General features: G+C 72.6%; 12 protein-coding genes and 2 pseudogenes. 11 read left to right on the top strand and 3 right to left on the bottom strand.

The window, feature by feature from the left end; translation table 11 throughout:
* Positions 1 to 249 precede the first annotated feature (249 nt).
* Positions 250 to 1,260 (top strand): LacI family DNA-binding transcriptional regulator, encoded by a 1,011-nt coding sequence (locus ACIF6F_RS29895; RefSeq protein ID WP_399953844.1) that lies wholly within the window; start codon positions 250 to 252, stop codon positions 1,258 to 1,260.
* A 262-nt stretch (positions 1,261 to 1,522) separates the two neighbouring features.
* Here the strand turns inward: ACIF6F_RS29895 and ACIF6F_RS29890 are convergent, their stop codons facing one another.
* Positions 1,523 to 1,819, bottom strand: a complete 297-nt coding sequence (locus ACIF6F_RS29890) for a transposase (RefSeq protein WP_399953841.1) — start codon at positions 1,817 to 1,819, stop codon at positions 1,523 to 1,525.
* A gap of 1,388 nt (positions 1,820 to 3,207) precedes the next feature.
* Here ACIF6F_RS29890 and araB point away from each other — a divergent pair.
* The 8 genes from araB (at position 3,208) to ACIF6F_RS29850 (ending at position 18,112) form a co-directional block, all read left to right on the top strand.
* Positions 3,208 to 4,917, top strand: coding sequence for a ribulokinase (gene araB / locus ACIF6F_RS29885; RefSeq protein ID WP_399953646.1), 1,710 nt, complete (start codon positions 3,208 to 3,210; stop codon positions 4,915 to 4,917).
* A gap of 60 nt (positions 4,918 to 4,977) precedes the next feature.
* Entirely contained in the window at positions 4,978 to 6,486 is a 1,509-nt protein-coding gene (gene araA, locus ACIF6F_RS29880) for an L-arabinose isomerase (protein WP_399953643.1), read from the top strand.
* 47 nt (positions 6,487 to 6,533) lie between these two features.
* Positions 6,534 to 7,247 carry an L-ribulose-5-phosphate 4-epimerase AraD gene (gene araD, locus ACIF6F_RS29875; RefSeq protein WP_399953640.1) on the top strand — a complete coding sequence of 238 codons (714 nt, stop codon included), beginning with the start codon at positions 6,534 to 6,536 and terminating at the stop codon, positions 7,245 to 7,247.
* A 66-nt stretch (positions 7,248 to 7,313) separates the two neighbouring features.
* Positions 7,314 to 8,792 (top strand): non-reducing end alpha-L-arabinofuranosidase family hydrolase, encoded by a 1,479-nt coding sequence (locus ACIF6F_RS29870; RefSeq protein ID WP_399953637.1) that lies wholly within the window; start codon positions 7,314 to 7,316, stop codon positions 8,790 to 8,792.
* Between the two features lie 96 nt (positions 8,793 to 8,888).
* The gene (locus ACIF6F_RS29865; protein WP_399953634.1) at positions 8,889 to 10,451 is read left to right on the top strand and encodes a sigma-70 family RNA polymerase sigma factor; all 1,563 of its coding nucleotides are present in this window, start codon (positions 8,889 to 8,891) and stop codon (positions 10,449 to 10,451) included.
* A gap of 391 nt (positions 10,452 to 10,842) precedes the next feature.
* Positions 10,843 to 13,206, top strand: coding sequence for a non-reducing end alpha-L-arabinofuranosidase family hydrolase (locus ACIF6F_RS29860; protein ID WP_399953631.1), 2,364 nt, complete (start codon positions 10,843 to 10,845; stop codon positions 13,204 to 13,206).
* Between the two features lie 39 nt (positions 13,207 to 13,245).
* Complete coding sequence (locus ACIF6F_RS29855) at positions 13,246 to 15,870, top strand: RICIN domain-containing protein (protein WP_399953628.1); 2,625 nt, start codon at positions 13,246 to 13,248, stop codon at positions 15,868 to 15,870.
* A 358-nt stretch (positions 15,871 to 16,228) separates the two neighbouring features.
* Positions 16,229 to 18,112: an ABC transporter ATP-binding protein gene (locus ACIF6F_RS29850; RefSeq protein ID WP_399953624.1), complete on the top strand. Its 1,884-nt coding sequence runs from the start codon at positions 16,229 to 16,231 to the stop codon at positions 18,110 to 18,112.
* A 68-nt stretch (positions 18,113 to 18,180) separates the two neighbouring features.
* Here ACIF6F_RS29850 and ACIF6F_RS29845 read toward each other — a convergent pair.
* Positions 18,181 to 19,435, bottom strand: a pseudogene (locus ACIF6F_RS29845) (DUF418 domain-containing protein).
* A 314-nt stretch (positions 19,436 to 19,749) separates the two neighbouring features.
* Between ACIF6F_RS29845 and ACIF6F_RS29840 the strand changes: the two are divergent.
* Positions 19,750 to 20,376 carry a response regulator gene (locus ACIF6F_RS29840; RefSeq protein WP_399953837.1) on the top strand — a complete coding sequence of 209 codons (627 nt, stop codon included), beginning with the start codon at positions 19,750 to 19,752 and terminating at the stop codon, positions 20,374 to 20,376.
* Positions 20,373 to 21,495, top strand: a pseudogene (locus ACIF6F_RS29835) (sensor histidine kinase). Before ACIF6F_RS29840 ends, ACIF6F_RS29835 begins: the two are co-directional and overlap by 4 nt.
* Here the strand turns inward: ACIF6F_RS29835 and ACIF6F_RS29830 are convergent.
* The gene (locus ACIF6F_RS29830; RefSeq protein WP_399953621.1) at positions 21,428 to 21,964 is read right to left on the bottom strand and encodes a hypothetical protein; all 537 of its coding nucleotides are present in this window, start codon (positions 21,962 to 21,964) and stop codon (positions 21,428 to 21,430) included. The pseudogene ACIF6F_RS29835 and the gene ACIF6F_RS29830 overlap by 68 nt on opposite strands.
* Positions 21,965 to 22,090 lie beyond the last annotated feature (126 nt).

Here is a 22,090-nt window from a genome sequence, read left to right as displayed (position 1 = left end):
CCATCCCGTCGTCGAGGGCGGCTCCGACCGGGGACGGGCTCGACGGCAGCGCGCGTCCTCGCACCACCTGGACGGCACCGTTCCGGCTGGGTCGCCGGGGCGTCGCGCCCCGGTCGAGCTTGATTGTTAGCGCTCACAACAGCGTGATACAAGAGGCGCTAAGGTTTTTCTCGTATCGATCCACAGCCGCTCGCAGGGAGAAGGGAGGCGAACGTGGTGCATCCCGCGGAAGACGTCCGCCCGCCGACGATGGCCGACGTCGCACGCGAGGCGGGGGTCTCCCACCAGACCGTCTCCCGGGTGCTGAGCGATCACCCCAACGTGCGCGCGGCCACTCGGGAGCAGGTCACCCTGGCCATCGAGCGGCTGGGCTACCGCCGCAACTCCGCCGCGCGCGCCCTGGTGACGCGCCGTACGAGGACGCTGGGCGTCATCGCCGTCAACACCGCCCTGTACGGCCCTGCCAGCACCCTGACCGGCCTGCAGGAGGCGGCCCGCGAGGAGGGCTACCTCGTCTCGACCGTCAGTCTCCGCGCCGGCGAGGGGCAGGCGCTCAAGGACGCCATCGACCATCTCGCGGCCTGGGGTGTGGAGGGTGTCGTCGCCATCACCCCGCAGCGCTCGCACGTGCAGGCGCTGGCCGAGTTGGACGCACCCTTCCCCGTGGTCACCGTGGAGGGCGGCCATCAGCTCGACCTGCCGGGGGTCTCCCTCGACCAGGAGCTCGGCGCCCGCATGGTCACGGAGCACCTGCTCGCGGCCGGGCACGGCAACGTCTGGCACGTGGCAGGCCCCGACGACTGGCTGGAGAGCGAGGCCCGCACGGCGGGATGGCGCGCCGTCCTGGAGGAGAGCGGCATCCGGCCTCCGCGTGTACTGACGGGGGACTGGAGCCCGCTGTCCGGGTACCGGGCCGGGCAGGAGCTGGCGGGACTCGCGCTGGCCCGACGCGGGGCGACACCGGTCACGGCCGTCTTCGTCGCCAACGACCAGATGGCGCTCGGTGTCCTGCGGGCGCTGCGCGAGGGCGGGATCCGCACCCCCGCGCAGGTGGCCGTCGCCGGCTTCGACGACATCCCGGAGGCCGAGTACTTCCCTCCGCCGCTGACGACGGTCCGCCAGGACTTCGCCGCCATCGGACGCCGCAGCATCGGGCTCCTGGTGGACCACATCGAGGGCCGAGCCCGGAAGGCCGAGCACCTCCTGGTGGAACCGCAGCTCATCATGCGCGCGAGCACGCGCCCGCTGAACGAAGCCTGACGCCGGGGGCGCCCTGGGGGTGGACGGCGGATCACGGCAGGGGCCACGGCGCGTCGCCGTATCCTCCGGGCCCCGGCCCCCGGGCGCGGCCCCCGGGCTCCGTGCGCGGCCCCCGGGCTCCGGGCGGCCCCCGGGCCCCGGGTCCCCGGGCCCCGGGTCCCCGGGCCCCGCCCTCGGCCCGTCGGGGGCGGGGGAGCCTCGGTGGCGAAGTCAGCCGCCTGCGTGGAGGGTGGGGCGGAGTCAAGACGTCAAGACTCGTCGGTCACGTCGGAGGGCCCGCAGCACTCCGGCCCGGCGAGGGCGAGGCGATGGCGGCCCGGACGTGCCCGCAGCCCCCGCCTCGCTTCCTGACGTGGCAGCCCCGGATCGGTCCCTTGCGGATGATGCCGGTCTGCGAGGACGTGCAGAACGGCCTGCGCAGGCGCCGACTGTGCCGCTGAGTGCGGTGCAGGTCGCCGGAGCGGCCTCCGGAGTCGCGCGGGACCGGCACCGGTCCGGCACCGGTCCGGCACCGGTCCGGCCGCCGAGGCCGGGGGCCGTCGTCGGCATGGGCCGACAGGCCGGCGGCGACGACGAACCCGGCCCCGAGTATCGGGCTCGAAGTTCTGGATCAGCGGGTAGTCGCCCTGCCAGCCGGACCGGAACGGGCCGGTGAGCTTCCCGGACCGGGACTCGACGATCCCGGCCTGTCGGGGGCCGCGGCGCGTCCCGCGGATCTGCTCGCCAATCCGCTTGGCCCGTCGTCCGTGGCAAGGATCCGCCAAGCCGGGTCGCCGGCGAACTGCCCGGCGACATCCTCGACGGGCAGTGCGGTCTGCTGGGCTCGGGCTGCCTCCAGGGCGGTCGCGGCGACCGCGTCGGAGCCGCAAGGGCCCCCTCCGGGAGGGCGCGCTGCCGGCCCCGTCCGGCCGCGGCGGCGGATCGGGGCCGGGGGTCCGGCAGCGGTCGGCAGCACCCGCGCACCCTCGTGCGCGGAGTGGTCGAAGGCCCGCTCCGGAGCGGAAAGGCGCCGGTCGGCACGTCCCGCAGCCGGTTGACCATCCGCACTCTGCCGGCGACCGGATGGGATCGGTGAGCGGTCGGCAGGGCCGGATCGGCGGCCGGCTCGGCAGGCACGTCAGCCGTGCCGAAGTCCCGGCGGTGGCCCGCGGCTTCGGCCATGACGCAGGCGCCCCCGGCGTCGGTCGTGGCCCCGCCCCGGTGGGCCGTCTCCTTCGGACCTGCCGGTCAAGCCCGCGCCGTCCAGTGCCGTGCACCGCAAGGCGGCGAGGTGCCCGCGGACTGGACGTACTCGGTCGCCTCGACCATGCGGCGAGGTGCGGTGCCGGGTGGCGCGGGTCCGAGGGCACCTCCCGGCGGTGGCCGGGGGAGCGCGGCCCGAAGGAGACGGCCCAGGCCCCGGACGTCCGGTTGGCGGTGCGGCCGGGTACATGGACGCCTGCCGGTCGGGAGTCGTGAGTCGTCGTGAGTCGTGAGCTCAGCCGGCAACGGCGCGGGCGGTGTGCCGGAGATGTCCACCGCCCCCTGGAGCCGGTCGGCCCGCTCCAGGATCTCACCGGGCGCGGTCACCATCGCCGACTCGTACGGAGCCCCCATGCACCGGGCGCCGCGTCCTGTCCGGCCCCCGATCCGGGTGACACCCCCTGGCCCGCCGTCTCCCGGCCGCCGCCGGCGGGCCTCCTGCCGGCCCTTCGGCGCCTGGCCGACGCTCGCCGCCGACCCGCCCGCCTCGGGCCCCGCTCCCTCGGCCGCTCGCCCGTCCCGCCTCCCACCGGGCCGGCCGCGGCTCCCGGGGCTGTCCTGGTGCGTAAGTGAGCGCTCACCTCCGGGACCTCATTTCTTGCTCGATATTCGATCGGAGTGCACCCAGCTCTTGTCCAATCCAAATGTGAGCGTTAACAATCAGAGCGCTCCTCCGGCCCCGCTCATGACGAGAGAGACCACATCGTGACCGCACACACCCCTTCCGACCCCGCAGCCCGTCACCATCCCGAGGCGTGCACGGTCGGAGTCGACTTCGGCACTCTTTCCGGGCGCGCCGTCGTGGTCAGAGTCCGGGACGGCGCCGAACTCGGTTCGTCGGTCCACGAGTACCGCCACGCCGTCATCGAGGACCGCCTTCCCTCCACCGGAGCCCCCCTGCCTCCCGACTGGGCCCTGCAGCACCCGGAGGACTGGCGTGACGTCCTGCGTACCGCCGTTCCGGCGGCGCTCGCCGACGCCGGAGTCGATCCGGCCCGCGTCATCGGCATCGCCACCGACTTCACGGCCTGCACGGTCCTGCCGACCACCGCGGACGGCGTCCCCCTCGCCCTGACGCCCGAGTGGGCCGACCGCCCGCACGCCTGGCCCAAACTGTGGAAGCACCACGCGGCCCAGGCCCAGGCCGACCGCATCAACGCCCTCGCCCACGCGCACGGCGAGAAGTGGATCGCACGGTACGGCGGCAGGATCTCCGCCGAGTGGCAGTACGCGAAGGCCCTGCAGGTCCTGGAGGAGGACCCCGCCGTCTACGCCGCCTGCGCCCGCTGGATCGAGGCGGCCGACTGGATCGTCTGGCAGCTGACCGGCGCCGAGTCCCGCAACACCTGCACCGCCGGCTACAAGGGCATCCACCAGGACGGGGCCTACCCCTCGCCCGACTTCCTCGCCCGCCTGCATCCGGACTTCGCCGACTTCGCCGCCACCCGCCTGGAGCACCCGCTGTCCCCGCTGGGCTCCCGCGTCGGCAACCTGAGCCGCCGGGCCGCGCACTGGACCGGCCTGCCCGAGACCGTCGCCGTCGCCGTCGGCAACGTCGACGCCCACGTCGCCGCGCCCGCGGCGGGCGCCGTCGAGAACGGCCGTCTGCTCGCCATCATGGGCACCTCCACCTGCCACGTCCTCAACGGCGCCGCCCTCGCCGAGATCCCGGGCATCTGCGGGGTCGTCGACGGCGGCATCGTCGAGGGCGCCTACGGCTACGAGGCCGGCCAGAGCGCGGTCGGCGACATCTTCGCCTGGTGGCTCCGGCAGGGCGTCCCGGACCACTACCGCGCCGAGGCGGAGGCGTCGGGCGAGGACCTCCACCAGCTCCTGACCCGCAAGGCCGCCGGTCAGCCGGTCGGCGCGCACGGCCTGGTCGCCCTGGACTGGCTGAACGGCAACCGTTCCCCTCTGGTCGACCACCACCTCTCCGGAGTCGTCGTCGGCCTCACCCTCGACACCCGGCCCGAGGACGTCTACCGGGCTCTGCTCGAATCCACCGCCTTCGGCACCCGGGTGATCGTCGAGTCCTTCGAGGGCGGCGGAATCCCGGTCGAGGAGTTCATCGTCACCGGAGGCCTGAAGAAGAACGCGCTGCTCATGCAGATCCACGCCGACGTGCTCCGCCGCCCCGTCTCGGTCGGCACCTCCGAACAGGGGCCGGCGCTCGGCTCGGCCATTCACGCCGCCGTCGCCGCGGGCGCCTACCCCGACGTCCGCGCCGCCGCCTCCGTCATGGGCAGCGTCCGGCGCCACGCGTACCTGCCCGACGCCGCTCGCGCGGACGCCTACGACGCGCTGTTCGGCGAGTACCGCGCCCTGCACGAGCACTTCGGTACCGGCGCGGACCTTCTCCTGCACCGCCTGCGCCGGATCCGCAACAGCGCACGCGTCGCCCCGCCCGCCGACTGACCGGCCGAAACCACCGGCCCCGAGCGGGCCACCCCCGTACCTCCGAGGAGCACACCCGACATGACACCCGCCACGACCGACCGCGAGATCTGGTTCCTGACCGGCAGCCAGGCCCTCTACGGCGACGACACCCTGGCCCAGGTCGCCGACCAGTCCCGCGTCACCTGCGCGACCCTCGCCGACCAGCCGCAGCTGACCGTCCGGCTCGTCTGGAAGCCGGTCCTCACCGACGCGGCCGCCATCCGCGCGGTCTGTCTGGAGGCCAACGCCGACGACCGCTGCATCGGCCTGATCGCCTGGATGCACACCTTCTCCCCGGCCAAGATGTGGATCGCCGGCCTCGACGCGCTGAGCAAGCCCCTGCTGCACCTGCACACCCAGGCCAACCGCCGACTGCCCTGGTCCACCATCGACATGGACTTCATGAACCTGAACCAGGCCGCCCACGGCGACCGCGAGTTCGGCTTCGTCCAGACCCGCCTCGGCGTCCCGCGCAAGACCGTGGCCGGCCACGTCTCCACGCCCGAGGTCGTCGACCGCATCGCCGGCTGGGCCCGCGCCGCCGTCGGCCGCTCCGAACTCACCACCCTCAGACTCGCCCGGTTCGGCGACAACATGCGCGACGTCGCCGTCACCGAGGGCGACAAGGTCGAGGCGCAGCTGCGGTTCGGGGTCTCGGTCAACACCTACGGCGTCAACGACCTCGTCGCTGCGGTCGACGCCGCCCCCGAGGACACCGTCTCCGCCCTCGTCAAGGAGTACGAGGACCTCTACGCCCTCGCGCCCGAACTGCGGACCGGCGGTGAGCGCCACGACTCCCTGCGCTACGCCGCCCGCATCGAAGCCGGTCTGCGCGCCTTCCTCACCGAAGGCGGCTTCCGCGCCTTCACCACCAACTTCGAGGACCTCGGCGGCCTGCGCCAGCTGCCCGGCCTCGCCGTGCAGCGCCTGATGGCGGACGGCTACGGCTTCGGCGGCGAAGGAGACTGGAAGACCTCCACCCTGCTGCGCACCCTGAAGGCGATGGCCCACGGCCTGCCCGGCGGCACCTCCTTCATGGAGGACTACACCTACGACCTCACCCCCGGCCGGGAACTCGTCCTCGGCGCCCACATGCTGGAGGTCTGCCCCTCGCTCACGACGGCCAGGCCCACCTGCGAGATCCACCCGCTCGGCATAGGCGGCCGCGAAGACCCGGTCCGCCTCGTCTTCGACGCGGACCCGGGTCCGGCCGTCGTCGTCGGTCTCGCCGACATGGGCGACCGGTTCCGTCTCGTGGCCAACCACGTCGACGTCGTCGCCCCGCCCGAGCCGCTGCCCCGGCTCCCCGTCGCCCGAGCCGTCTGGCAGCCCCGCCCCGACCTCCGTACCTCGGCCGAGGCCTGGTTGACGGCCGGAGCACCGCACCACACCGTCCTGACCACCGCTCTCGGCGGCGAGGAGCTCGACGACCTCGCCGAGATGCTGCGGACCGAACTCGCCGTCATCGACGAGGACACCACCGTCCGGCGCTTCACACGCGAGCTGCGCTGGAACCAGGCCTACCACCGTCTGGCGCAGAGCCTGTGAACACCCCCGCCGCCACCGCCTCCACCCCCACCCGGACGGAGACCTCCGTGAGCACGACCGTTTCCAGGGAACTGCGCCGAGAGGTGCTGGAGGCCAACCTCCGCATCCCCCGAGCCGGCCTCGCCACCCTCACCTGGGGCAACGTGAGCGGTGTGGACCGGGAAGCCGGCGTCTTCGTCATCAAGCCCTCGGGTGTGGCCTACGACGTGCTGGGCGAGGAGGACCTGGTCGTCGTCTCCCTGTCCGACGGGAGCGTCGTGGACGGCCACCTGCGCCCGTCCACCGACACGGAGACGCACCGCAGCCTCTACCTGGCCTTCCCCTCCATCGGCGGCGTGACCCACACGCACTCCACCCACGCCGTCGCCTTCGCCCAGGCCCGGCGTCCGATACCGGTGCTCGGCACGACCCACGCGGACACCTTCAACGGTCCTGTCCCCGTCACCGCGGCCCTCACCCCCCAGCAGTGCGCCACGGACTACGAGTACAACACCGGTCAGGTCATCGTGGACCTGCTGGGCCGTGACGACACCCGGGCCAGGGAAGTCCCCGGCGCCCTGGTCGCCCACCACGGCCCCTTCACGTGGGGCGCCGACGCCACGAAGTCCCTGGAGCACGCCGTCATCTGCGAGGCGGTGGCCGAGATGGCCCTCCACACCATCGCCCTCGGCACGGTCGAACCCCCGCAGCACCTCCTGGACCGCCACTTCACCCGCAAGCACGGCCCGGACGCCTACTACGGCAACCCGTCCTCCGTCTGACCGCACCGAGGCAGAGGCCGGACCGGACACCTCACCCCGTACCCGCCCCCCGAAGGAGCCCTTCCGATGAGATTGCGCCGCCCACCCCTGGTCCTGAGTCTCGTCCTCGCGGTCCTGTCGTCCCTGCTGCTCGGGGCCTCTCTCCTCACCGCCCCGCCGGCCGCCGCCGCGACCGTCGACACCAACGCCTGGTACGTGCTGGTCAACCGCAACAGCGGCAAGGCCCTGGACGTGTACAACCTGGCGACCGGCGACGGCGCCCGCATCACCCAGTGGACCAGGAACGACCAGAACCAGCAGCAGTGGCAGTTCGTCGCCTCCGGCGACGGCTACTACCGCGTCAAGTCCCGCCACTCCGGCAAGGTCCTGGACGTCCACAACCTGTCCTCCGCCAATGGCGGCCCGGTCGTCCAGTGGACCGACCTGAACGGCACCAACCAGCAGTGGCGGCTCGCCGACAGCGAGGACGGCCGCGTCAGGCTCGTCGCCCGCCACAGCGGCAAGGCCCTCGAAGTCCAGGGCGCCTCCACCGCCGACGGCGCGAACGTCGTCCAGTACGACGACTGGGGCGGCGCCAACCAGCAGTGGCAGCTCGTCAAGGTCGCCGGCGGCAGCACTCCCGGCACCTGCGCCCTGCCCCCGACGTACCGCTGGTCGTCGACGGGCCCGCTGGCGCAGCCCAAGACCGGATGGGCCTCGCTCAAGGACTTCACCGTCGCCCCCCACAACGGCAAGCACCTCGTCTACGCGACCACGCACGGCGCCGCGGGGACGGGAGTGGGCTGGCGCTCGATGAACTTCACCCCCTTCACAGACTGGTCGCAGATGGCCGCGACCGGCCAGAACACGATGTCGAACACCGTCGTCGCGCCCACGCTCTTCCACTTCGCGCCGAAGAACATCTGGGTGCTCGCCTACCAGTGGGGCAGGACCGCGTTCTCCTACCGGACGTCGAGCGACCCCACCAACCCGAACGGCTGGTCGGCGGAGCAGGAGCTCTTCTCCGGAACCATCCCCGACTCCGGCACCGGCCCGATCGACCAGACGCTGATCGGCGACGGGACGAACATGTACCTGTTCTTCGCCGGTGACAACGGCAGGATCTACCGGGCGAGCATGCCGATCGGGAACTTCCCGGGCAGCTTCGGCTCGTCGTACACGACGGTCATGAGCGACACGGCGAAGAACCTCTTCGAGGCGCCGCAGGTCTACAAGGTCAAGGACCAGAACCAGTACCTCATGATCGTCGAGGCCCGCGGCGCGCAGGAGCAGCGCTACTTCCGCTCCTTCACGTCCACCAGCCTGAACGGCTCGTGGACGCCCCAGGCCGCGACCGAGAGCAACTCCTTCGCCGGCAAGGCCAACAGCGGTGCCACCTGGACCGACGACATCAGCCACGGCGAGCTGGTCCGCACCGGCGCCGACCAGACCTTCACGGTCGATCCCTGCAACCTGCAGTTCCTCTACCAGGGGCGCGATCCCAACTCCGGCGGCGACTACGGCCAGTGGCCCTACCGCCCGGGCCTGCTGACGCTGCAGCGCTGACGGGTGCGGAGAGAGGCACGGGCCGGGGCCGTATATCTTTGCGGGCGCGGAGGCAGGCCGCCGTCCCGGCGGACCGCTCCCCTGGAGAAGGTGGGAATGGGGCTCATCGACGTGGACGACGCGGGGCTGGTCGTCCGGGCGCAGACCGGGGACGAGCGGGCGCGCGAGGAGCTGGTCGCCGCCTACCTGCCGCTCGTCTACAACATCGTCGGGCGAGCGCTGAGCGGCCACGCCGACGTGGACGACGTCGTCCAGGAGACCCTGCTGCGCGTGGTGCGCGACCTGCCCGCCGTACGTACTCCGGAGAGCTTCCGGTCCTGGCTCGTGTCGATCACGCTCCGCCAGATCAACACCCAACTGCACCGGAGACACGCCTTCGCCGACCGGACCACGGTGATCGACGAGGCGGGCGAGATACCCCACGCCGGGGCCGAAACCGTGGACGTGGCGATCCTGCGGCTGCACGTTTCGGACGAGCGCCGTCGGGTGGTCGAGGCCGGCCGGTGGCTCGACCCGGACCATCGGCTGCTGCTGTCCCTCTGGTGGCAGGAATGCGCCGGTCTGCTGAGCCGTGAGGACATCGCGGCCGCGACGGGGCTCACGGTCGCCCACGTGGGAGTACGCCTGCAGCGCATGCGCGAGCAGCTGGAACTGTGCCGGACGATCGTCGCCGCGCTGGAGGCCGACCCGCGCTGTCCGCAGCTCGACGAGACCGTCGTCGGCTGGGACGGCGACCGCGCATCGGTGTGGCGCAAGCGGATGGCGCGGCATACCCGCGGCTGCTCCGTCTGCACCGGGTCGACGGCGGAACGGGTGCCGGCCGAACTGCTGCCCCTCAGCCTCACCACGCTGGCCGTCCCGGCCGGACTGGTCTCCGCGCTGGTCGCCAAGGGCCTGCTGTCGGGCACCGCCGCGAGCACCGCCGGGCTGGCCACGGCACCCGTCGCCGTCGCCGTCGGCACGGCGACGGGGGGAGGCGGTCTGCACGGCGCGCTGACCGGGAAACTCCATGCGGCGGTGACCGCTCATCCGCTGGTGGGCCTCGCCGCCGGCGCGGTGCTCGTCGCCGGGACCGCCACCTACGCGACCTGGCCCGACCCCGCGCCTCGGGCGCCTGCCGTCGTCGCCGCTCCCACCGTCGGCACCGCCACGCCGACCCCGTTGCGCACCACCGCGTCGGCCACCCCGCCCCCGGCCGTTCCGTCCGCAGCCGCCGCGGGCACCGTTCCCCTGGGCACGCGGTCGCTGGAGGCCGTCGACCGACCAGGACTGTTCGTCACCTACGCCGGCGACTACGCGACGCTCGACCGGGCCTTCGCGTCCAGCGGCGCGCAGACCCGGAACCGGGGCGCCTTCACGGTCATCGCGGGGCTGGCCGACACCCGGTGCGTCACCTTCCGCGCCGCGGACGGCCGGTATCTTCGCCACTCCTATCTCCGGCTGCGGCTCAGCACCGACGACGGCAGCGACCTGTTCCGGGAAGACGCGACGTTCTGTCCGCGCCCCGGGTCGGTTGCGGGGTCGGTGACCCTGCACGCGCACAACTATCCCGGATCGGTCCTCCGCCATCGCGACGGCGGCATCTGGCTCGACGGCTCCGACGGCACGCGGACCTTCGCCGGCCAGGCTTCCTTCATCGTGCGCGCGGCCCGGGGCTGAGAACCGCCCCCGCACCACGCCGTTCCCGGCCAGGCAGCGCGCCGAGTGCCGCCTGGGATCGGCCCTTTCCGCGGGGACGACCAGACCGTGGTGCTCGGCACCGCCTTCTGCCCGCGACCTGCGTCACCGGGCAGATTCTCGGGCGGCGCGAATTTTCTGTTACGCGACCGGGTGTCCGGCGGCCTCCACTTCAGGGGTGACCTTCCCCCGCTGACGTATCCCCTGAAGAAAGCCCTCCCATGACGCGACACACCCACGAACCCCGGGTGACCGGTCCGCAGGAACGGCCGCACGTCCTGTTCCGCACCCACCCCGCGGCAGATCAGGCCGCGCCGGCCGATGCCCGCACGATGACGGCACCCAGGGTGAACCGCACCCCCCGAGGAGAAGCATGAAGGGCCTGCACCGGCTCCGCCGGCGTCGCCGAACACTGATCGCAGGACTGTCGGCCGCCACGGTGCTGGCCGGTGTCGTGACGCTGCTCCCCAGCTCCGCCGGCGCCGCCGGCCTGGGCACCCAGGCAGCCCCCTCCGGCCGGTACTTCGGCACCGCCGTGGCCGCGGGCAGGCTCGGCGACTCCGCGTACACCGCGATCGCCGACCGGGAGTTCACCATGATCACCCCGGAGAACGAGATGAAGTGGGACGCCATCGAACCGTCCCGCGGCAACTTCAACTTCGCCCCCGCGGACCGGATCGTCGACCGTGCCCGGGCCCGCGGCCAGCGCCTGCGCGGGCACACCACGGTCTGGCACTCGCAGCTCCCCTCCTGGGTCGGCTCCATCCGCGACGCGCAAACGCTGCGCAGCGTGATGAACCACCACATCACCACCGCGATGACCCACTACAAGGGCAAGATCTATGCCTGGGACGTGGTCAACGAGGCGTTCGCCGACGGCGGCAGCGGCCGGCTCCGCGACTCGGTCTTCCAGAAGGTGCTGGGCGACGGCTTCATCGAGGAGGCCTTCCGCACCGCCCGCGCGGCCGACTCCGCGGCGAAGCTCTGCTACAACGACTACAACATCGAGAACTGGTCGGACGCCAAGACCCAGGGCGTCTACCGCATGGTCAAGGACTTCCGGGCACGCGGCGTGCCCATCGACTGCGTCGGCTTCCAGAGCCACTTCGGTGCGGGCGGCCCGCCGGCGAGCTTCAGGACCACCCTGGCCGGCTTCGCCGCCCTGGGCGTCGATGTCCAGATCACCGAGCTGGACATCGCCCAGGCGTCACCCGTCCACTACGCGAACACGGTCGGCACCTGCCTGTCCGTGGCCCGGTGCACCGGCATCACGGTGTGGGGCGTCCGTGACAGCGACTCCTGGCGCAGCGGCGAGAACCCCCTGCTGTTCGACCGCAACGGCAGGCCCAAGCCCGCGTACACCGCCGCCATGGATGCTCTCAAGTCCGGATCCGGGACCACCCCGCCCCAGCCGACCGACGGTACCGGGGAGATCAAGGGCGTGGGCTCCGGCCGCTGTCTCGACGTCCCCGGCTCCGCCGCCAGCACCGCCAACGGCGCCCAGGCGCAACTGTGGGACTGCAGCGGACAGGCCAACCAGCGCTGGACCCACACCGCCGCCAGGCAGCTGAAGGTCCACGACAAGTGCCTGGACGCGAAGGGCAAGGGCACCACCAACGGCACCCCGGTGGTCGTCTGGGACTGCAACGGCGGCGCCAACCAGCAGTGGACCCTCAACACCGACGGCACGATCACCGGCGTCCAGTCCGGGCTGTGCCTCGACGCCGTCGGCGCGGCCGTCGCGAACGGCACCAGGATCCAGCTGTACACCTGTGCGTCCGTCAAGAACCAGAAGTGGACCGCCCTGTCCCGGGGGACGGGAGGCGGCACGTGTGCCCTTCCGTCGACGTACAGATGGAGTTCGACGGATGCCCTGGCACAGCCGTCGAACGGGTGGCACGCGGTGAAGGACTTCACCCACGTGGTCCTGGACGGCAGGCACCTGGTCTACGCGTCGAGCGCGTCGGGAACCTCGTACGGCTCGATGGCGTTCCGCCCCTTCGCGAACTGGTCGGACATGGCGTCGGCCGGCCAGACCAGGATGAACCAGAACGCGGTGGCGCCCACCCTGTTCTACTTCGCGCCGAAGAACATCTGGGTACTGGCGTACCAGTGGGGTGCCTCGCCCTTCAGCTACCGCACGTCGAGCGACCCCACCAACCCGAACGGCTGGTCCGCGCCCCGGCCGCTGTTCACCGGATCCATCCCCGACTCCGGCACCGGCCCGATCGACCAGACGCTGATCGGCGACGGGACGAACATGTACCTGTTCTTCGCCGGTGACAACGGCAGGATCTACCGGGCGAGCATGCCGATCGGGAACTTCCCGGGCAGCTTCGGCTCGTCGTACACGACGGTCATGAGCGACACGGCGAAGAACCTCTTCGAGGCGCCGCAGGTCTACAAGGTCAAGGACCAGAACCAGTACCTCATGATCGTCGAGGCCCGCGGCGCGCAGGAGCGGCGCTACTTCCGCTCGTTCACCGCCTCCAGCCTGAGCGGGACGTGGACCCCGCAGGCCGCGACCGAGAGCAACCCCTTCGCGGGCAAGGCCAACAGTGGTGCCACCTGGACCGACGACATCAGCCACGGCGACCTGATCCGTACCAGCCCCGACCAGACCATGACCATCGACCCCTGCAACCTGCAGTTCCTCTACCAGGGCAAGTCCCCCACGGCGGGCGGCCCCTACGACCGGCTGCCGTACCGGCCGGGCGTCCTCACCCTGCAGCGCTGATCCACCGGGTCCATGGCCACACAAGGAGAAACACCCCCCATGAACAACCCCACCAACGGCGGGCGCCGCGGCCGCCACCGCCGCCGCAGGACCGCCACCATCCTGGCGCTCGGAGTGCCCGCCACCGTCGTCCCCTACCTCCTGTTCGTGCAGGACGACTCGCAGGCGGCGACGGTCGACGGCAACGCCTACTACCGGCTGGTCTCGGTGCGCAGCGGCAAGGTGCTGGACGTCAACGCCTTCTCGACCGCCGACGGGACCCGCATCCAGCAGTGGACCGACCAGAACACCGCCAACCAGCAGTGGCGGCTGCGGTCCACGGGCGACGGCTACTACGAGCTGGTGAACCGCAACAGCGGCAAAGTGCTGGGCATAGCGGGCGACTCGACCGCCAGTGCGGCCGCCGCCGAGCAGCAGACCGACAGCTCCTCCGCCTCCCAGGAGTGGCGCATCGACGCCGTGAGCGGTTCCGACGCCGTCACCCTCACCTCCCGCAGGAGCGGCCAGGTCCTGGACGTGTACGGAGGCTCCGCGGCCGACGGCGCGGCAGTCGTCCAGTATCCCGGCCACGGCAGCGCCAACCAGCAGTGGAAGCTGGTGAGGACGGCCGAGGCTCCGGCCCCCGGGACCGGACCGTACGTGTGGAACAACGCCCAGGTGGTAGGCGGCGGGTACGTCACCGGCCTGGTGTTCAACCCGCGGGAGAAGGGCCTGCTGTACGCGCGTACCGACATGGGCGGCGCCTACCGCTGGGACGCCGCGGCCGAGCAGTGGATCCCGCTGACCGACTGGATCGGCGAGAAGGACTGGAACCTGCTGGGCATCGACGCGCTGGCCACCGACCCCGTCGACCCCGACAGGCTCTACCTCGCGGCCGGCACCTACACCAACGACTGGGCCGGCAACGGCGCGCTCCTGCGCTCCACCGACCGGGGCCGCACCTTCCGGCGCACCGACCTGCCGTTCAAGCTGGGCGGCAACGAGGACGGGCGCGGGGCGGGCGAACGGCTCGTGATCGACCCCTCGGACAACCGCACCCTCCTCCTCGGCACCCGCAAGAACGGCCTGTGGCGCAGCACGGACAGCGGAGTGACGTGGCGGCAGGTCTCCTCGTTCCCCGTCAAGGACGGGGCGAGCAGCGGCGCGGGCATCTCCTTCGTGACGTACGGCCCGGCCGGCAGCAACACGGTCTACGTCGGCGTCGCCGACAAGGGCACCTCGCTGTACCGCTCCACCGACGGCGGCAGCACCTGGCAGGCCGTCGCCGGGCAGCCCACCGGCCGGTTCCCGCAGCACGGCGTGGTCTCCGGCGACGGCTCGCTGTACCTGACGTACACCGACGCCCTCGGCCCGAACGGCGTGACGGCGGGCTCGGTGTGGAGGCACACGCCGAAGAGCGGAGCCTGGAGGAACGTCTCCCCGTCCCAGGGCGGATACGGGTTCTCCGGTCTGGCCGTCGACCCGCGCAAGCCGTCCACGGTGATGGTCACCACTCTCGACCGCTGGTGGCCCGAGGACGAGATCTACCGGACCACCGACGGCGGCACGACCTGGAAGGCGCTGGCGGACAAGTCCGTGCGGAACGCCTCCGCCGCTCCCTACGTCGGCACCCACACCGGGCACTGGATGACCGCCCTGGCCATCGACCCCTTCGACTCCGGGCACGTGCTGTACGGCACGGGCAACGGCATCTGGCGCAGCAAGGACGCCGCCGCCACCGACAGCGGCGGCACCAGCCACTGGACCTCGGGGGCCCGGGGCCTGGAGGAGACCGCGCTGATGGACGCGATCGCCCCGCCCGGCGGTGCCGCCGTCGTCACCGCCATGGGCGACCAGGGCGGTTTCCGACACGACGACCTGACCCGGGTGCCGGCCGGGCGGCTGGGCAACCCGACGATGGCCAACAGCACCGACATCGATTTCGCCCAGTCGGACCCCAGGGTGATGGTCCGCGTCGGCCGCGGCGGTGAGCAGGACGGCGCCTACTCCACCGACGGCGGCAGCAACTGGAACGGATTCAAGGCCGAGCCGGTGGCCGGCGCCCAGGACGGGCACGTCGCGCTCGCGGCGGACGGCTCCACGATCGTGTGGACCCAGGCCGGTCAGGCCCCGTACCGCTCGACCGACAAGGGGGCGAGCTGGTCGAGGGTCGGCGGCCTCGGCGCCGACGCCGTCGTCGTCGCCGACCGCTCCTCGGCCAGGACCTTCTACTCCCTGTCCGGCGGCACGCTGTACGCGAGCACCGACGGTGGAGCGACCTTCACCGCCCGCGCCGTGACCCTGCCCGCCGGCCGGCTCACGGCCGTCCCCGGCGTCACGGGGGACCTGTGGATCGCCGGCGGCACCCGGGGGCTGCTGCACTCCACCGACGGTGGCCGCACCTTCACCACGCTCACCACGGTGAAGTCGGCCTCCGCGCTCGGCTTCGGCAAGGCCGCACCCGGCGCCTCCTACCAGGCCCTCTACCTGATCGGCACCGTCAAGGACGTCACCGGCGTCTTCCGCTCCACCGACAAGGGCGCCACCTGGCTCCGCGTCAACGACGACGCCCACCAGTGGGGCGCCATCGGAGGCGTCGGCGTGATCACCGGCGACCCCGACACCTACGGCCGCGTCTACGTCGGCACCAACGGACGCGGCCTCCAGTACGGGGACCCGTCCTGACGCCGGCACCGGAGCGGACACCGGGCTGACATCCGCGCCCGCTGACATCCGCAAGGGAAAGCCGCCCTCCGACCAGCGCACCACCGGGTCGGGGGGCGGCTTGACGTCGGAGCAGACGGCATCGATTGCGGTGCGGGCCGACTGCTCCGGTCACTCGGCGGGGGTCCACCCGCCGATCACCGGATGGTCTGCGGAGCGCCCTGGCTCCCAGTCTGGGGGCCATGACCCGCCGTACGCAGGAGGAGGGGCCCACGACCGTCCCTCGCCGACCGGCTCGTTGAGCCGGGACTCCTCTGCGGGCCGACACGGCCCCGCCGCCGACCAGGTGCGGGGCAGCCCCACAGAGGAAGGGAATCCTGTGATGACCGCATCCGCCCCGGAGACGACGGGTGCCGAGTCCCTGCGCGTCCGCGAGACGCTCAAGGCGCTGTACGGGTACGTCCGCCCGCACCGGTGGACCGTGACGCTCGGTCTGCTGTTGGCGCTGGTGGGGGCGGCCGGAGGACTGGTGCAGCCGCTGGCCACGAAGGCACTGGTCGACCGGCTCTCGTCCGGCGGCACGCTCGCCACCGTCCTGCTGGCGCTGACCGCGCTGGTGCTGCTGAGCACGGTGGCCGAGGCGTTCGGCGCCTACGTGCTGGAGCGGACGGCGGAGTCGGTCGTCCTGGCCGCCCGCCGCAGCCTCGTGGGCCGGCTGCTGCGGCTGCGGCTGACGGCGATCGACCGGATGCAGCCGGGCGACCTGATGTCACGGGTGACCTCCGACACCACGCTGCTTCGGGCCGTCAGCACCCAGGCCGTGGTCAACGCAGCGACCGGGACGGTCACGCTGGCCGCGGCGGTCGTCGTGATGGCCCTCCTCGACGTCGTCCTGCTCGGCGTCACCCTCGTCGTGATCGCGGTCGTCGGCGCGGGCGCCGCCCTGGTGATGCCGAGGATCGGGGACGCCGCCGAACGCTCCCAGGCCGCGGTCGGGGAGATGTCCACCGGCCTGGAGCGGGTCTTCGGCGCGTTCCGCACGGTGAAGGCCTCCGGTGCCGAGGAGCGGGAGACCGCCCGCGTCGAAGCCTCGGCCCGGCGGGCCTGGCGGCACGGCGTGCGCGGCGCGAAGTGGGAGGCCCTGCTGGGAACGGCGGACAACCTCGCCGTCGAGCTGGCGTTCCTCGCGGTGCTCGCGGTCGGAGGGGCGCGGGTGGCGTCCGGGGACATCCCCGTCTCCACGCTCATCGCCTTCCTGCTGTACCTGTTCTACCTGATCGAACCGGTGTACAGGCTGGTCGAGGCCGCCACCGCATACCAGGAGGGCGCGGCCGCGATCTCCCGGATCCAGGAGGTGGACCGCCTCCCGGTGTACAGGCTGGTCGAGGCCGCCACCGCATACCAGGAGGGCGCGGCCGCGATCTCCCGGATCCAGGAGGTGGACCGCCTCGCGGCGGAGCCGCCGGCCGCGGACCAGCCGGTGCGGGCCGGGGCGACGGCCGTACGGCGGCCGGCGTCGGTCCGCTTCGAGGACGTCTCCTTCCGGTACGGGCCCGGGCTGCCGTACATCCACCGGCGGGTGGACTTCGAGGTGCCGGGTGCCGGGCTGACGGCCTTCGTCGGGCCTTCGGGTGCGGGCAAGTCGACGGTCTTCTCGCTCATCGAGCGGTTCTACGAGACGACCGGCGGGCGCATCCTGATCGACGGCACGGACGTACGCCAGTGGCCGCTGTCCGAACTGCGCTCCGTCATCGGGTACGTCGAGCAGGACGCACCGGTCCTGGCCGGCACACTGCGGGAGAACCTGGTCTTCAGCGCGCCGGGCGCGACGGACGACGTCATCCGGGCCGTACTCTCCCGGACCAGGCTCGACACGCTGGTCGAGCGGCTCCCTCACGGCCTGGACACCCTCGTCGGGCACCGCGGCTCGAAGCTGTCCGGGGGCGAGCGCCAGCGCGTCGCGATCGCCCGCGCGCTGCTGCGCAGGCCCCGGCTGCTGCTGCTGGACGAGGCGACCTCGCAGCTCGACGCGGTCAACGAGCTGGCGCTCCGGGACGTCGTCGCCGAGACCGCCCGCGAGACCGCCGTCCTGGTGGTGGCCCACCGCCTCTCGACGGTGACGGACGCCGACCGCATCGTCGTCATGGACGCCGGCGAGGTCCGCGCGATCGGCACCCACGAGGAGCTGGTGGACCGAGACGAGCTGTACGCACACCTCGCCGCGACGCAGCTCCTGCTCCCGGCGGAGCGTCCCGTCGGGTGACGCGGGTGCCGCACCGGCCGGCAGCCCCGCCGCACGGCGGGGGCTGCCGGTTCTGTGGCTCCACCTCGTCAACGCACGTACTTCGCCGGCTTGGTGGCCCGGTGGAGCAACTCCTCCAGCGGCCCGCGGCGGAAGAAGCGGGACCAGACGGCGCTGAACACGATCGCCCCGAGGATGAACGCGAGCACGGGGATCCAGGACGTCTGGCTGCTCTCGCCGGCCGCTACGCCGAGCACGGACTGGGCGAGGAAGTGGCCGACGTAGGCCGTCAGGGACATGGTGCCCACAACAACGACGGGCTTCGCCAGGCTGCGCAGGCGCGGCAGGCGGTCCATGAGCACCGTCGCCCCGACGATCACGAGGATGGCGACGCCGACGCTGCCGACGATGTCGAACGTGGTGCCGCTGTGCGGCCCTGCGGACAGCAGTTCCGAGGCCGCCCGCCGGGGGGCCTCGAAGGACCCGTCGCCGAAGGACGGCGCCGCCGCGGAACCGGCGGACGACTTCCCGTCCTCCGCCATGCTCCGGAGCGCGTCCTTGCCCGCCAGCAGCAGGGACAGGCCGTACGCGCCGGCCGTCAGGGCGGCACCGAGAGCCCCCAGGCGCCTCTGGACGGAGACGGCCGAGAGGTCGAGGCGGGCCAGCGCCATGCCGGCGACGACGAACGACATCCATGTGACCGCCGGGTAGAAGCCGGTGAGCAGCAGATCGAGCAGGCCCACTTCGCTGAGTTTCTTGAGCGGGTCGTAGGCGTCGACGGTCTGCTGGACGGACTCGCTCACCAGCGAGTTCAGGAAGAACGCCAACTGCGGCGTGACGAGCGCGAGCCCCGCGGCAGTGATCGCCAGTGTTCTGGCCGACAGCCGCAGCAGGGGCAGGGCGAGGAGGAAGTACACGCCGTAGAAGCCGAGGATGATCACGCCCCCGTACGCCATTGCCAGCACGGTGCCCAGGGCCAGCAGGACCACGGCGCGGATCGCGATCCGGGCCTTCGCCTGCCGGCCGGCCAGGCCGGTCTTCGGCTCACGGCGGCCGGCGATCAGCATCAGCGAGAACCCGGCGAGGGTGGCGAACAGGACCGACGAATGCCCGTCCGCCAGGTACCGGACCCAGGTGCCGGCGCCGTGTGTGGACGACAGCGGGGCCGATGTGCACGATGTACATGCCGAACACCGCCAGGGCGCGGGCCAGGTCCACCCCGACCAGACGCCCCGTCGAGGGGCCGCCCGAGGGCTTCCCGACGGGCTCGGACGAGGCGGCGGGCAGTGGCGGCGTGTGCTCCGGCGGAGCCGAGGTCTCCTGCGGCGGTCGTATCCGTGTCATACCGGGAATCTCCCGGCGGGGCGGGGGAGCGGACCATCCGGCAGGCTTCGGTCGCACCCCCGCCGACCGGCCGGAGCGCACTCCCCGAACGGCTGGAGCCGACCCGCCGGGCGTCCGCAGTCCTCGGGTGATCACGCCACCCCGTACCCTGCCCGACGTACGGTCGACGTCAGGCGAGCCCGGTGCGCACGTGGGACCCCCGGACGCACGGGTCGCCGGGCAGCGGGACGGCGCAGACGAGAGTGTGAGGCGGGACTCCGGTGATCCGGGTAGTGGTGGTGGACGACGAGGCCCTGGTGCGGTCCGGTTTCCAGATGATCCTGAACGCGTCCGACGGCATCGAGGTCGTGGCGACCGCCGAAGGGGCGCAGGCGGCCGACGTCGTCCGGCGCGAGCGGCCGGACGTCGTCCTCCTCGACATCCGCATGCCGGACGTGGACGGTCTGACCGTTCTGGGGCAGCTCCAGACGCTGCCCGAACCGCCGCACGTGGCCATGCTGACCACCTTCGACACCGACGAGTACATCCTCACCGCGCTCCGCTCGGGAGCCTCCGGCTTCCTGCTCAAGGACACCGAGCCCGAACAGCTCGCCCAGCTGGTGCGCACCCTGGCCGCCGGCGGGGTCGTGATGTCGCCGAAGGCCTCGCGCGCGCTGCTGCGCAGCCACCCGGGCCCGGGAGCGCCCCAGGACGCGGACACGGCGCGCGTCGGCCTGCTCAGCGACCGGGAACGCGACGTCCTCGTCCTGGTCGCGGAAGGGCTGTCCAACGCCGACATCGGCACCCGCGTCCATCTGAGCGTGGGCACCGTCAAGGACCACGTCAGCTCGATCCTGACCAAGCTGCGGGTCTCCAGCCGTGTCCAGGCGGCACTCCTCGCCGAGCGCGCCGGACTGCTCACCCGCCACGACGACGACACGACCCGGGGCAACGGTCGATGAGCACGGGCCGGGCGCCGTGGCGGCGGGTGCCGCCCTGGGCCGTCGACGCGGGCCTCGTGGTGCTGGCCGCGCTCGACGCGTGGATCAACCTCTTCGGCGGGGGCACCGCTCTGATGTGGGCCTGCGCCGCCCTCGGCAGTGCAGCGCTGCTCCTCCGCAGGCGCTTTCCGCTGACCGTCTTCCTGCTGACCCTGCCCATGACCCTGTTCATGGACGTGGCGGTCGCGCCCATCGCCGCCCTGTACACACTGGCGGCGTCCACCCGCAACCGCCCGCTGCTGGCCGGCTGCGCCTGCTGAACGCGGCCGCGGGCACCCTCGCCTGGCCGCTTTCCGACGGGTTCACCGGCGACGACCGGACCTGGACACTGGTCCAGTTCGTCTACACCCTGGCCACGGCCGCCGCCCCGGTCCTGTTCGGCAACTCGTCCAGGCCAGACACGACGTGGCCCGTCGGCTCGTCGAGGTCAAGGAGGCCCGGGAGCACGAACGCGCCCTGCACGCACAGACCGTCCTCGCCCGCGAACGCGCCCAGCTGGCCCGCGAGATGCACGACGTCGTCTCCCACCAGGTCAGCCTCATCGCCGTCCGGGCCGGAGCCCTGCAGGTCGCGGCCAGGGACCCCGACGCCCGCGAGGCCGCCCGCACCATCCGCACCCTCAGCGCGAACACCCTCGACGAACTGCGCCACATGGTCACCCTGCTGCGCGCCTCCGGCGGCAGGGAGACCGAACTCGCCCCGCAACCCACCCTCGCGGACCTCCGGCAGCTCATCGCCAACAGCGGCATCGAGACGACCGTGGCCGGAGACCTTCCGGCCGACATCGGCACCACCGCCCAGCGGACCGTCTACCGCACGGTCCAGGAGGCCCTCACCAACGTACGCAAGCACGCCCCCGGAGCCCGCGCCGACGTACGCCTGTGGCACGACGCGCACCACTTCGGCGTCACCATCGCCAACACCGCCCCCACCCGTCCGTCCGTCGCCCTGCCCAGCGCCCGCCACGGCCTCATCGGCCTCAGGGAACGCGCCGAACTGCTCGACGGCACCCTCACCGCCGAACCCACCCCGGACGGTGGATACCGGATCGAACTACGAGCCCCCGCCCGGTCCGACTGAGCGGGACCGCCGGGGCGGGGCGGAGGCGGTTGACGAGGGTGAGGGTGCTGAGAGCGAAGAGGAGAGTGCCCAGGGGGACGTGGAGGGAGGGGACGTGGGCTATGCCCAGGACCACTTGGGCGGTGGCGAGGGCCAGGAAGAGCGTGGCGTGGAGGGCGGGGCGGGGGGAGGCACCGCCGGGGCGCCAGGCCAGGACCGTCGCCAGGAGGTAGAGCATCGACGCGCCGTACATCACGCGGGAGCCGACGTGGTGCAGGTCGTGGGCGGTGGGGGAGGCCAGGAGTGCTCCTGCCGTGGCGGCCTGGAAGAAGAGGGTGAGGGTCTGCAGCGCCGCCGTGGTCTTGAGGAGCGTGTCGAGGCGGGGGGAGGCGGTGACGGGCTTCGTGGCCGGCTGGGGCCCGCCGGCCGCCGGGTGGATGCTCGTCGGGCGGTCGGTCGTCGCTTGGTCGGTCGTCGCGCGGTCGGTCATGGGTGGATCCTCGGCTTTCGGGTGCGCGGGCTCGGAAGGGCTCGGTCACGGGACGGTGCCGGGGGGCGCGCTGTGACATCCGGTCGTTGTGGCGTGGGTCACGTGTCACCCGGTCGGGTCAGTCCG

Origin of the sequence: Streptomyces sp. NPDC086023 (genome assembly GCF_044540325.1) — a bacterium.
Classification (GTDB): Bacteria; Actinomycetota; Actinomycetes; order Streptomycetales; family Streptomycetaceae; genus Streptomyces.
Note: the sequence above shows the minus strand (reverse complement) of the source record. Positions and strands in the feature narration are given on the sequence as shown.

Excerpts from the sequence above, each read along its gene's own strand:
- araA (WP_399953643.1), top strand. The coding sequence starts at position 4,978 with ATGACACCCGCCACGACCGACCGCGAGATCTGGTTCCTGACCGGCAGC.
- ACIF6F_RS29895 (WP_399953844.1), top strand. The coding sequence starts at position 250 with ATGGCCGACGTCGCACGCGAGGCGGGGGTCTCCCACCAGACCGTCTCC.
- ACIF6F_RS29870 (WP_399953637.1), top strand. The coding sequence starts at position 7,314 with ATGAGATTGCGCCGCCCACCCCTGGTCCTGAGTCTCGTCCTCGCGGTC.
- ACIF6F_RS29830 (WP_399953621.1), bottom strand. The coding sequence starts at position 21,964 with ATGACCGACCGCGCGACGACCGACCAAGCGACGACCGACCGCCCGACG.
- ACIF6F_RS29840 (WP_399953837.1), top strand. The coding sequence starts at position 19,750 with ATGATCCTGAACGCGTCCGACGGCATCGAGGTCGTGGCGACCGCCGAA.
- ACIF6F_RS29865 (WP_399953634.1), top strand. The coding sequence starts at position 8,889 with ATGGGGCTCATCGACGTGGACGACGCGGGGCTGGTCGTCCGGGCGCAG.
- ACIF6F_RS29855 (WP_399953628.1), top strand. The coding sequence starts at position 13,246 with ATGAACAACCCCACCAACGGCGGGCGCCGCGGCCGCCACCGCCGCCGC.
- ACIF6F_RS29860 (WP_399953631.1), top strand. The coding sequence starts at position 10,843 with ATGAAGGGCCTGCACCGGCTCCGCCGGCGTCGCCGAACACTGATCGCA.